The organism is Leeuwenhoekiella sp. A16 (assembly GCF_047946675.1).
In the GTDB taxonomy this organism is placed as follows: domain Bacteria; phylum Bacteroidota; class Bacteroidia; order Flavobacteriales; family Flavobacteriaceae; genus Leeuwenhoekiella.
Genome location: NZ_CP172313.1, coordinates 4,164,340 through 4,176,498, shown reverse-complemented (window position 1 = coordinate 4,176,498; position 12,159 = coordinate 4,164,340). Strand labels below are relative to the sequence as shown.

Genomic DNA, 12,159 nt, shown 5'->3' with positions numbered 1-12,159 from the left:
TCAATCTAAGAGCGTTATTATGCGATTCGTTACTTTTGGAACAGTTTTCGCTTAAGCTATGAAAAAATTAAAAGTGAAATTCTGGTTACCCCTTTTTTTAATGGTACTTTCCTTTTCTGTGCACGCACAAGAGAAGCATAAGATTGATGCAGATAGTCTTGAATATCAATACTACATTATTGAAGGCGACACTGTACCTCGAGAATCTATCGATCTGGAAGAGGTTATCGTCTTTGGTAAACTAAAATTTAAAGATGATACTGAGCGAAGGCGCTATTTAATCCTGAGACGAAAAACACGTAAGGTTTATCCCTATGCAAAACTCGCTGCAGACAGACTGGTTGAACTCAACGCACGACTGGACAGTATGAAAAGCAACAGCGACAGGAGGCGTTACACGCGTATCATACAACGTTATGTGGAAGATGAGTTTACAGATGAACTGAAGAAACTTACACGCACAGAGGGGCAGATACTGGTTAAACTTATTCACCGCCAGACCGGTATTACCACATTTGATCTTATAAAAGAATTTCGCAGTGGATGGAAAGCTTTTTGGCTGAATACCACGGCGAGTTTATTTGATATTTCTTTGAAAGAAGAATTTGATCCCGTAAATGTGGAAGAAGACTATTATATAGAAGATATTTTGCAGCGTTCATTTCAGGAGCATATTTTAGAAAGTCAACCAAGCGCCTTAGATTATAGCTATCTGGAGCTGCATAATAAATGGACGATCCCGCCAGCTACACAAGGCGTAAAATAAATTTTTGTTATGCAAATGCCAGATCGCTCTGTTTTGTTAATGATAATTGCCGCAGCTATTACAATAATAGGATTAGTAACAGGCTGGTATTTCTTTATATTTCTCGTTTTTCCCTTTGGTTTAGGTATTTTTAATAGAAAAAATAAGGATGATTAACTATTTGCGGTAAGTATATTTCATTTTCCTTCATCAAAAAATATGTACATTTGCTACTATGAGCCAAAAAGTGTTGCTTAACGCTAAAGAAGTAAATATAATTCTCCACCGCCTGGCCTGTCAACTTATTGAAAATCATACTGACTTTAAAAATACTGTTTTAATAGGCATACAGCCACGAGGTATTTATGTGGCAGAACGCATAAAAAAGCTGCTGGAAGAAGAGTATAAAATACCCGATATTAGGCTTGGTTACCTCGATATTACCTTCTTTAGAGACGATTTTAGAAGAAGTGATAAACCACTTGAAGCAAACAGAACTAAGATCAATTTTGTTGTAGAAGATAAAAACGTGGTCTTTATGGATGACGTTCTTTATACGGGTAGAAGTATAAATGCTGCCCTTACTGCGCTGCAAAGTTTTGGCAGACCAAAAGCAGTAGAATTATTAACGCTCATAGACAGACGATTTAGCAGACACTTGCCCATACAACCCAATTATAAGGGCAGACAGGTAGATGCAATCAACGAAGAAAAAGTAAAAGTACAGTGGAAGGAAAAAGACGGTGAAGACAGTGTAATTGTACTAAAAGAGTAAGCATAACAAAAGGAATACCACAACTATAGCCAAACAGAATGAGCGAATTAAGTGTAAATCACTTATTAGGAATAAAATATATCAAGAGGGAAGATATAGATCTCATTTTTGAAACTGCAGATCATTTTAAGGAGGTTATAAACAGACCCATTAAAAAAGTCCCTTCTCTACGCGACATTACCATTGCTAACCTCTTTTTTGAAAACAGCACACGTACCAAACTTTCATTTGAGCTTGCAGAAAAACGTCTCAGTGCAGATGTGATCAACTTTTCTGCGGGAGCTTCATCAGTTAAAAAAGGAGAAACGCTTATTGATACTGTGAATAACATCCTGTCTATGAAAGTAGATATGGTTGTGATGCGGCATCCTAATCCGGGCGCTGGAGTATTTTTAAGTAAACATATTAAAGCCAGCATTGTTAATGCAGGTGATGGCGCGCATGAACACCCTACTCAGGCCTTGCTTGATTCATATTCTATAAGGGAAAAATTAGGCGAAGTGGCTGGTAAAAAAGTGGTCATTGTAGGCGATATTTTGCATAGCAGAGTGGCTTTATCAAATATCTTTGCACTAAAAATGTTGGGAGCAGAAGTAAAAGTCTGCGGTCCTAAAACACTTATTCCTAAATATATTGAATCTCTGGGAGTAGAAGTAGAGCTTAATCTAAGAAAAGCTTTAAACTGGTGCGATGTGGCAAATATGCTACGCGTTCAAAATGAACGAATGGATATTAGTTATTTTCCCAGTACCAGAGAGTATACGCAACAATATGGTTTAGACAGAGAGCTTCTTGAATCTTTAGATAAAGAGATCGTGGTCATGCACCCGGGGCCAATTAACAGAGGTGTAGAAATAACAAGTGACGTAGCAGATTCTGGGCAAGCCATAATCCTTAACCAAGTTGAAAATGGTGTTGCTATACGTATGGCAGTAATATATTTATTAGCTTCAAAAATTAAGCATAATGCAGGTAGATAAAAAAGAGACCTATACTATTTTAGGTGATGAAGAAGACGGTGTTAAGGAATTTGCTTCCTTTTTAGAATTTGTTGTTCCTAAGTCTTTTTCAGATGAAAATCTGGTTATTGATCTTTTAAAATATGATGAGTTATCCCTGGAAGAATTGCTTTCTTTTCTGGTGATATCTAATAAGCAAAGAGCCAGTAAAAAGTCTTTTGTTATTGTTAATAAAGGTATTAAGATAGACGTTGTGCCAGAAGAAATTATGGTGGTCCCCACACTGCAGGAGGCGCATGATGTTATAGAACTTGAAGAAATACAGCGAGATCTAGGCTTTTAAAGCCTGTAATTGTGTTATTTAAACACGAAGGATATACTTGCGATTTTACAGCTTTATTTAAGTTAATAAGTAGTAACTTACATGATATTGCTATTGAAAGAAATTTTAGTTTAGAATGAAGCTCACCATCTTAGGTTGCTATGCGGCAACACCTCGCACACTCACAAATCCCACATCTCAGGTTCTAGAAATTAAAAATCATCTTTTTTTAATTGACTGTGGAGAAGGGACGCAGGTAGAGCTAAGGCGAAATAAGATTAAATTTTCACGCATAAAGCATATTTTCATTTCGCATCTGCATGGCGATCACTTCTTTGGTCTAGTAGGACTTATTTCTACATTTAGATTACTCAATCGCGAAAGTGAATTACATGTTTATGGGCCCAAAGGCATCAAGAAAGCGATAACGATTCAGCTTAAATTGTCTAATTCGTGGACTAATTACCCTTTGTACTTTCATGAGCTTGAGGGTACAGAACCACAGGTTTTATTTGAAGATAAAAACGTCACCGTAGAAACTATACCACTTAAGCACCGTATTTATGCAAATGGGTTTCTTTTTAAGGAAAAACCAGGCGAGCGTAAACTCAATATGAATACTGTTCTTAAATATAATATCGATGTGCTTTATTACCGAAAGATAAAAGCTGGTAAAGATATCAAGCTTGATGATGGGCGGATAATTCCTAATAGCGAACTAACATTTGATCCTGATCCTGCCAAGAGCTATGCTTTTTGCAGTGATACGATCTACAAGCCAGATAATATACCTCAGCTTGAAGGTGTGACCGCAATGTATCATGAGTCTACTTTTTTAGAATCACATGAACATCTGGCTCAGCCTACAGGTCACTCAACCGCAAGACAGGCCGGTATGATGGCAAAAGCAGCCGGTGTAGAAAATCTTATTCTGGGACATTATTCAACCAGATATCCAGATCTTACTTTATTTGGCAATGAAGCCAAAAAAGAGTTTGAACCTGTTTTGCTCGCAGATGACGGGAAGGTGTTTGAATTTTAATTTACCTAGTCAATATACAGCGCCGTACTATGTAAAATATCTTGTACTTAAGCTTTTTTAATTCTTGTGCTTTTTGTGCTTTCTTGTAAATTGCAGAGTAAATCATACTCATGGCAGAAGACTTAGGTAGTTATAGAAAATCATATGAGCGCAATTCTCTTACAATAGATGAAAGTGCGCAAGATCCTTTTGATCAGTTTAAAAAGTGGTTTAAAGAAGTAGAAGAATCTAAAGGAGTAGATGAAGTCAATGCGATGACCGTATCAACAATAGGTAAAGACGGTTTCCCTAAAAGCAGAGTTGTACTTTTAAAGGAATATGACAATGGAGGATTTGTTTTTTATACAAATTACAACAGTGAAAAAGGGGAAGCAATAGAAGCAAATCCTAATGTGTGTATTTCGTTTTTCTGGCCCAATTTAGAACGTCAGGTCATAATAAAAGGCAAAGCCCAGAAGGTACCACAAGAACAATCTGCAGAATATTTTCACTCGAGACCAAAGGGCAGTCAACTGGGAGCTATCGCTTCACCACAAAGTAAAGTGATCTCAGGAAGAGAATACTTGTCTGACAGGCTGAACGATCTTGAAGAAAAATATCGGGATAAAACAGTCCCAAAACCGGAAAATTGGGGTGGTTTTCGGGTAATACCCACAGAATTTGAATTCTGGCAGGGAAGGCCTAACAGGCTTCATGACAGGGTACATTATTACGTTGAAGGTAATTCCTGGAAGAGACAAACACTTGCTCCTTAAATATTTTTGATATGAAAACCTTATATCTAGTGCGTCACGCTAAATCCTCATGGGAATTTGATCTTGATGATCACCAGCGGCCTTTAAGTGATCGCGGACTTAAAGATGCACCGCTTGTGGCCAGTTATATTAAGTCTAAAATTGAGTTACCAGAAAAAATATTAAGTAGCGACGCTGTACGTGCAAAAACAACTGCTCTGCTTTATTTAAAGGAACTTGATATACCAGAAAATCAACTTATTTTAGAACCAAATCTTTACGATTTTAGTGGAAAAGGTTTAGATTCGGTTATTAGAAGCTGTGATAATGAAATAAGCAGATTAATGATATTTGGGCACAATCATGCAATGACCAATATTGTTAACAAATATGGCAGCAAGGCAATAGGGAATGTGTCAACGGCAGCTTTTACCGCTATAGATTTTGATACAGATGACTGGAGTACGATTGCTAAAGGAATTACTAGATATTACATAACACCTAAGGAATTGAAATAAATGAACACAGCAGGAGTAGAAACAGATGAAGATAAATACGTTAACCGTGAGATAAGCTGGCTGCATTTTAATGCCAGAGTACTTCAGGAAGCTGCAGATGAAACGGTTCCTTTAATAGAGAGGCTGCGGTTTGTAGGTATCTTTTCAAATAATCTTGACGAATTCTTTAAAGTGCGTTACGCCACTGTAAAGCGTATTGTAGAGGCAGGAAAAAAAGGGAGAAAAGCATTAGGTGTTTATGCAGCAGATGAGCTTCTTGAAAAAATAACAAAGATCGTTATCGAGCAACAGGCAGAAAGTCTTGAAATACTTGATGATATTCATACACGTCTTGAAGCCGAAAACCTGCTGGTTATTAAAGAAGATCAGGTTGTTCATCCTGAGCATACAGAGTTTATCAAGACTTTCTTTATGGAAAGAGTAAGTCCGGCGCTTGTTACCATCGTACTTAATGAAGATTTAGACTTACCGCGCATTCAGGATCTTGAAGCTTACCTTACCGTGAAAATGGAAAAAGAAGGCAAGGAGAAACCGCTTTATGCTTTAGTTGAGATACCAAGCACTTTAGATAGATTTGTTGTTTTGCCTAAAATAGGAGACAAGGATTACATCATGATTCTTGATGACCTTATCCGTTTTAATCTTGATGTGGTATTCAACATTTTTGACTACGATACAATTTCTGCACACATGATTAAGATCACCCGTGACGCAGAACTTGATATAGAATCTGATCTGGGAAAAAGTTTTATAGAGAAACTTTCGCGAAGCGTAAAAGACAGAGAAGATGCAGAACCGGTAAGGTTTGTACACGATCAGTCTATAGACGCATGTACATTAGCTTTTCTCCTTGATAAACTAAAAATTGAAAAATCTGATAGTATAATCCCAGGTGGTAGATATCATAACCGTAAAGATTATATGGATTTTCCCAGTCTGGGAAGAACAGATCTTTTATATGCAAAGCAAAAACCGCTTCCCATTAAAGGGATTAGCCTTAATGACAGTATTTTTGAAAAAGTAGCTGAGAAAGATTTCCTTCAGTTTGCTCCATATCACACTTTCGCTTACATCATAAAATTTCTACGTGAAGCCGCGCTTGATCCTACAGTGCTATCCATTAAGATCACTATTTATAGATTAGCTAAAGTAAGCCACATTGCAAGTGCACTTATCAATGCTGCAAAAAATGGAAAGGATGTTACTGTGCAAATAGAATTGCGTGCTCGTTTTGACGAAGAAAGCAATATGATGTATGCTAATAAGATGCAAGATGAGGGTATAAAAGTCATCTTTGGTGTTCCCGGTCTTAAAGTACACAGCAAAGTTTGTGTCATAGAACGCATGGAAGATGAAAGAATAAAGCGCTACGGCTTTATAAGTACCGGTAATTTTAACGGTGTTACAGCAAGAATTTACACAGATTATACCCTTTTTACGGCAGAGAAACACATTCTTAAGGATCTGGATAAACTATTCAATTTCTTCAACACTAATTATGTGGTTAATAAATACAGGCATCTTATTATATCACCGCATTATGCCCGTAACAGGTTTTACAGATTGATAGATAAGGAGATTGAAAAGGCAAAAAACGGCGGTACCGGTTTTATGCGTATCAAGATCAACAGTATGTCTAATTATGCGATCATTGATAAGTTGTATGAAGCCAGTCAGGCCGGTGTTAAGATCAACATGATCGTACGCGGTATCTGCTGTTTGATTCCGGGAGTTGAAGGATTGAGTGAGAATATAACTATAATAAGTGTGGTAGATAAATTTCTAGAACACCCACGGGTAATGATATTTGGTGAGCGAGGGGAAGAAGAGGTATATATTTCATCTTCAGACTGGATGACGCGTAATCTTGATAACAGGGTAGAAGTAACCTGCCCTATATATGATACAGATATTAAAAATGAAATTATAGAGACTTTTGAAATAAGTTGGGCAGATAATGTAAAGGCTCGTGAAATAACGCAATATCAGGACAACGCATATAGAAAAACTGATGGCCCCAGAGTGCGTTCTCAGTTTGCCACGTATGATTATTACCTCAAAAAACTAGGTTTTCTTCAATGATAAATATTCAAAAATACGGGGCTATAGATATAGGCTCTAATGCAGTGCGTCTTCTTGTAGCAAATGTTATTGAGGTTGATGGCAGAGAAACATTATTTCGTAAAAACGCCTTGGTTAGGGTGCCTATACGCCTGGGTGCAGATGTATTTAAGCAAAATAGAATTTCTGAAGAGAATATTGAGCGCATGATAGATACGATGCATGCCTTTAAGCTTTTAATGCAATCACACAAAGTGGTTTCTTATAAAGCCTGTGCTACATCTGCGATGCGTGAAGCTGAAAATGGAGCCGAAGTTGTAAAGCTCGTAAAAAAGAAAACCGGAGTTAAGATCGAAATTATAGATGGCAACGATGAAGCTGCCATTATAGCAAACACAGATATACGCTCTCTTATAGAGTCTGAAAAAACCTACCTATATGTTGACGTGGGCGGTGGTAGCACAGAGTTTACGTTGTACAGTGACGGTGCTGTTGTGGCTTCTCGTTCTTTTAAATTAGGAACAGTACGTCTTTTAGAAGGTCTTGTGGGTCACGCAGTTTGGGATGAGGTAGAGCAGTGGATCAAAACCGTGACTAAAGGTTATAGTCGCATTGATCTCATAGGTTCTGGCGGAAACATTAATAAAATCTTTAAATTAAGTGGTAAAAAGGATGGTAAACCGTTAAGTTATTTCTATCTGGTATCCTTTTATGAGTTTATGCAGTCGTATAGTTATGAGGAGCGAATTATAGAACTTGAACTTAATAATGACCGGGCAGATGTAATTATTCCTGCAACCAGAATTTATTTATCTGCGATGAAATGGAGCCGGGCTAAGAATATTCATGTTCCTAAAATCGGACTTTCAGACGGGATAATAAAATCGCTTTATTACGAGAAAAATCAGCTTAAAAGCGAAAAAATCGATAAGTAGGATCGAGAATTAATCTTTATTGATCTATAAAATTATTAATACGTAACAAGGCATATTTATATCAACTTCAATGACTATAACTTTACCTAAAACTGCAATTACTTTTTTCTTTACAATTTTACTTTCTACAGCGGTTATGGCTCAACAGTCTAAATCCTATAATTGAAACTGTATTTAAAATGTTCTGGTTGTAATTATGAGAATCACTTTAATTGTGATGCTGAAACGCGCGTAGAATATGCGATGAAGTATGGGAAGTATAAGCAACATAGTTGTACCCAATGTGGCAATGCAAATAGAGTAGCAGTGAATAATATTTATGCTAAAGAGTCTAAATGGGTTTATTTAATAGCTGGAAGTATCTTTTTGATGGGTTCGCTAGCCGGTTTGTATTTTTACATTGACATATTTAACCAAACCACGAGTGTTTTTGGCCTGTACGCTTCTGGGTTAATTCTGTTGATTCCTGTCTTTATTTATAATACTATGAACAAGGAAGATAGAGTGCGCGTGAGAACTTTCAATCAAACTTGTGTAAGAGAAGATACAGCTAATTCTAACTTGAAACATTAGAAAAATCGGTATAAATGATAAGAAAATCGGTTATTTAAGCCCGATTTCTAACCATGTATCGTTTCGTTTTTTCCCAGATCTTTCATGATTTGAGCTTCATATTCCAGTAGATCGTGCCACTTTTTATCTACTTCTTCACGGTTGCCGTATTGTCTGGCAAAACCTAAAAACATCGTGTAATGATTAGCCTCGCTAACCATTAGATTGTGGTAGAATGTAGCAAGCTCTTTATCTTCAAGCTCTTCAGATAACAATCTAAAACGTTCACAACTCCTGGCTTCAATAAGCGCGGCATATAATAATCTATGTACGAGTTGCATATCTCGAGAACCACCTTTTGGAAAGAATTTCAACAGCTGTATAACATATTCATCTTTGCGATCTCTGCCTAGAGCTTTCCCGCGAGCCAGAATACGATCATGCACCATTTTAAAATGGCTTATTTCCTCTTTAACAAGAGCGACCATTTCTTGCACAAGATCTGTGTATTCAGGAAAAGAAACGATAAGAGAAATTGCTGTAGAGGCAGCTTTTTGCTCACAGAAAGCGTGATCTGTTAGAATTTCATCAATATTCTTTTCTACAATATTCACCCATCTCGGGTCTGTGGGTAATTTAAGTCCTAGCATTATAAATCAAGATCAAATGTTTTACGCAAAATCTCAAGGTCTGGATTTTGCTCTTTCAGCTTTTCATACTTTTCTCTCGTCGTATAAGCATATTTACGTTCTGCCTGCTCATTTACGGTTATAGATAATTCTATATCATAATTGTGCAGTTTTCGCTTTAAAAACTCGAGTAAGTTATGCTGCGCACGTTCCAGCTCAACACGCATTGTCTCATTAGGAAACTCAAGATGAATGACAGTGCCCTTTAATTTGGGTTCATCAGTCTCGAGATTAGAAGCCATGATCTTTTCTCCCTTTTTTCGCAGTCGCGAAACGTACTCTTTCCAGGCTGCGACCATTGCAATCTCAGTAAAAGGTTCACGAGGCAATTGGGTGTGATCTACTTTTTGCTCATTCTGCTTTTGTAGAATTTCCTTTTTCTTTTGTAATCCTTTAAGCGAAAGCCCAGAAATATGTGGTCCTTTAATATTAAACGCGGGTTTCCTTACAGCAGTCTCAGCGGTAGCTGTATTTGCTTGATGCGGCTTTTGAGCTTCTGGTTGTTGAGTTGGTATATTTTGAACAGAAGCAATCTCACGTTGGCTGTTTTCTGAAGTTGCACCTATAGATTCAGCCGATTTTGTATCACTTTCTACCGATTTTATCTGGGTTACAGGAGGTTTTTGAGCGTCATGTTGAAAGTAAGCAGCCGGTATTATGAATGAACCGTCATTTTTTTTTTCTCCATCAAAAGTGATAGAGGCCATTTGCATGAGACAGAGCTCAACCAGCAAGCGCTGGTTTCGGCTGGTTCTGTATTTGAGATCGCAGTCATTGGCCATCTCAAGGGCTTTCATTAGAAAAGGCATACCCGTTTTGCGAGCCTGCTCTTTGTATTTTACTTTGGTTTGTTCACCTACTTCCAGAAGTTCTATGGTCGCTTCATTTTTGCAAACCATAAGATCTCTAAAATGAGAAGCGATACCGGCTATAAAATGATGCCCGTCAAATCCTCTGCTTAGAATCTCATTAAAATTAAGCAGCAGTTGCGGAATATTATTGTCTAAAAGAAGATCTGTTGTCTCAAAATAAGTATCGTAATCAAGAACATTTAAATTCTCTGTGACTGCTTTGCGAGTTAGATTTTTACCCGAAAAACTAACGACACGGTCAAAAGTAGAAAGCGCATCTCTTAAAGCACCATCTGCCTTTTGAGCGATAATCTGCAAACCTTCTTCTTCTGCATTGATATCTTCTTGTTGGGCAATATCTGCTAGATGCTCTCTAATATCACGAACGGTAATTCGCTTAAAATCAAAAATCTGGCAACGTGATAAAATGGTAGGTATGATCTTGTGCTTCTCTGTTGTTGCGAGAATAAAAATAGCGTGCCGTGGTGGTTCTTCAAGCGTTTTAAGAAAAGCGTTGAAGGCAGCCTGAGACAGCATGTGAACCTCATCTATAATATAAACCTTGTATTTACCCACTTGTGGTGGTATGCGCACTTGATCTATAAGGTTTCTAATATCATCTACAGAGTTATTAGAAGCAGCATCAAGCTCAAAAATATTAAAGGCATAATCTTCATCTTCACGTTCTTCTGCCTGTTGATTAATGCGTTTAGCAAGAATACGTGCGCAAGTAGTTTTACCCACACCACGAGGACCGGTAAATAAAAGTGCCTGTGCCAGATGGTTATTTGCAATTGCATTCTCAAGCGTATTGGTAATCGCTTGTTGCCCAACTACGTCTTTAAAGGTAGCTGGTCTGTACTTTCGCGCCGATACGATAAAATGCTCCACGTAAATTTTTGTTGTAAAATGCGACAGATATTGCCGCATTATGCTAGAGTGACAAAGATAAAAATTGCTGCAGCAAAAGTGAATTTCGCGGAAGCTTTTTCAGAGTTTTTATTAACAATGATTTTAAAATGCTGCGTAAAAATAAGGTTGCTAATTGCTGAATCTAAAAGTGTATTTTTGCTGCAAGCAGGCCGCCTTATCGCGTTGTGCTGAACTTGTTTCAGTATGAGGAGGAAAGTCCGGACACCATAGGGAAGCATAGCGGCTAACGGCCGTCGTCTCAAATTTATTTGAGATAGGACAAGTGCAGCAGAAAGGATGTACAGGTAATGCTGTAGTGAAATCAGGTAAACTCTATGCGGTGCAATGCCATGTATACCGGCATTTAAGTGTTCCCGCACGTTGCCGGAGGGTAGGCAGATAGAATGTACGGGTAACCGTGCATCCAGATAAATGATAAGGTTTCGCTTAGGCGAAAACAGAATCCGGCTTATAGGCCTGCTTTTTTTTAATTTGCCTAGAATTGACTTTTAATCTTCCGTCTTCTCTGGATTTTTGAAGATACTAAAAGCACTACTGCCGTAATTGCGGCTTTCTATAAAATTAGGATTTTCTTCAAGTGACATCAACTTACTATGCTCGATCACTAAAAGTCCTTTTTCTAAAAGAATTTCGTTATCGATGACTTTGTCTGCCAGTGCTAAAAATTGAGATTGCTCAAGATTGTAAGGAGGATCTGCAAATACAATATCATACTTACCGGGAGCACGATCTAAAAATTTAAACACATCTGCCTTTACAACTGTAATTGGCATGTCAAGCTCTTCTGCTGTTTTTTCTATAAAACGTACACAACCTATATTTTCATCAACAGCGGTTATACTTTCGCTTCCGCGAGAAGCAAACTCGTAGCTTATGTTACCGGTACCGGCAAAAAGGTCAAGTACTTTTACACGGCTAAAGGTAAAACTGTTGCGTAAGATATTAAACAGTGACTCTTTTGCCATGTCTGTAGTTGGTCTTACAGGAAGCTTTTTAGGTGCGGTTATGCGTCTTCCTTTATGATAGCCACTTACGATTCTCAT

14 protein-coding genes and 1 other RNA gene are annotated in these 12,159 nt (G+C 37.6%); 12 read left to right on the top strand and 3 right to left on the bottom strand.

Going from position 1 to position 12,159, the window contains the following annotated elements; translation table 11 throughout:
• Nucleotides 1-58: 58 nt before the first annotated feature.
• The 11 genes from ACH3O9_RS18245 (at nt 59) to ACH3O9_RS18195 (ending at nt 8,664) form a co-directional block, all read left to right on the top strand.
• Nucleotides 59-766 carry a DUF4294 domain-containing protein gene (locus ACH3O9_RS18245; RefSeq protein ID WP_416442844.1) on the top strand — a complete coding sequence of 236 codons (708 nt, stop codon included), beginning with the start codon at nt 59-61 and terminating at the stop codon, nt 764-766.
• Nucleotides 767-775: 9 nt separating this feature from the next.
• Complete coding sequence (locus ACH3O9_RS18240) at nt 776-922, top strand: hypothetical protein (RefSeq protein ID WP_416442842.1); 147 nt, start codon at nt 776-778, stop codon at nt 920-922.
• Nucleotides 923-980: 58 nt separating this feature from the next.
• Nucleotides 981-1,520 carry a bifunctional pyr operon transcriptional regulator/uracil phosphoribosyltransferase PyrR gene (gene pyrR / locus ACH3O9_RS18235; RefSeq protein ID WP_416442840.1) on the top strand — a complete coding sequence of 180 codons (540 nt, stop codon included), beginning with the start codon at nt 981-983 and terminating at the stop codon, nt 1,518-1,520.
• Nucleotides 1,521-1,558: 38 nt separating this feature from the next.
• Nucleotides 1,559-2,500: an aspartate carbamoyltransferase catalytic subunit gene (locus ACH3O9_RS18230; protein WP_416442838.1), complete on the top strand. Its 942-nt coding sequence runs from the start codon at nt 1,559-1,561 to the stop codon at nt 2,498-2,500.
• Nucleotides 2,487-2,822 (top strand): ribonuclease Z, encoded by a 336-nt coding sequence (locus tag ACH3O9_RS18225; RefSeq protein ID WP_416442836.1) that lies wholly within the window; start codon nt 2,487-2,489, stop codon nt 2,820-2,822. Before ACH3O9_RS18230 ends, ACH3O9_RS18225 begins: the two co-directional genes overlap by 14 nt.
• Before the next feature lie 115 nt (nt 2,823-2,937).
• Nucleotides 2,938-3,843, top strand: coding sequence for a ribonuclease Z (locus ACH3O9_RS18220; protein ID WP_416442834.1), 906 nt, complete (start codon nt 2,938-2,940; stop codon nt 3,841-3,843).
• 110 nt (nt 3,844-3,953) lie between these two features.
• Nucleotides 3,954-4,598 (top strand): pyridoxamine 5'-phosphate oxidase, encoded by a 645-nt coding sequence (pdxH, locus tag ACH3O9_RS18215; protein ID WP_416442832.1) that lies wholly within the window; start codon nt 3,954-3,956, stop codon nt 4,596-4,598.
• 11 nt (nt 4,599-4,609) lie between these two features.
• Nucleotides 4,610-5,095, top strand: a complete 486-nt coding sequence (locus ACH3O9_RS18210; RefSeq protein ID WP_416442830.1) for a SixA phosphatase family protein — start codon at nt 4,610-4,612, stop codon at nt 5,093-5,095.
• The gene (gene ppk1, locus ACH3O9_RS18205) at nt 5,096-7,177 is read left to right on the top strand and encodes a polyphosphate kinase 1 (RefSeq protein WP_416442828.1); all 2,082 of its coding nucleotides are present in this window, start codon (nt 5,096-5,098) and stop codon (nt 7,175-7,177) included.
• The gene (locus ACH3O9_RS18200) at nt 7,174-8,091 is read left to right on the top strand and encodes a Ppx/GppA phosphatase family protein (RefSeq protein ID WP_416442826.1); all 918 of its coding nucleotides are present in this window, start codon (nt 7,174-7,176) and stop codon (nt 8,089-8,091) included. The genes ppk1 and ACH3O9_RS18200 overlap by 4 nt, the downstream gene beginning before the upstream one ends.
• Before the next feature lie 162 nt (nt 8,092-8,253).
• Nucleotides 8,254-8,664: a hypothetical protein gene (locus ACH3O9_RS18195; protein WP_416442824.1), complete on the top strand. Its 411-nt coding sequence runs from the start codon at nt 8,254-8,256 to the stop codon at nt 8,662-8,664.
• A gap of 47 nt (nt 8,665-8,711) precedes the next feature.
• Here the strand turns inward: ACH3O9_RS18195 and ACH3O9_RS18190 are convergent, their stop codons facing one another.
• Nucleotides 8,712-9,293, bottom strand: a complete 582-nt coding sequence (locus ACH3O9_RS18190) for a tRNA-(ms[2]io[6]A)-hydroxylase (RefSeq protein WP_416442822.1) — start codon at nt 9,291-9,293, stop codon at nt 8,712-8,714.
• On the bottom strand, nt 9,293-11,074 hold the full coding sequence (locus tag ACH3O9_RS18185) for a DNA polymerase III subunit gamma/tau (protein WP_416442820.1): 1,782 nt from the start codon (nt 11,072-11,074) through the stop codon (nt 9,293-9,295). The genes ACH3O9_RS18190 and ACH3O9_RS18185 overlap by 1 nt, the downstream gene beginning before the upstream one ends.
• 183 nt (nt 11,075-11,257) lie before the next feature.
• Between ACH3O9_RS18185 and rnpB the strand changes: the two genes are divergently transcribed.
• An RNA gene (rnpB, locus tag ACH3O9_RS18180) (RNase P RNA component class A) lies at nt 11,258-11,583 on the top strand.
• 21 nt (nt 11,584-11,604) lie between these two features.
• Here rnpB and ACH3O9_RS18175 read toward each other — a convergent pair.
• Nucleotides 11,605-12,159 (bottom strand): RsmD family RNA methyltransferase, encoded by a 555-nt coding sequence (locus tag ACH3O9_RS18175; RefSeq protein ID WP_416442818.1) that lies wholly within the window; start codon nt 12,157-12,159, stop codon nt 11,605-11,607.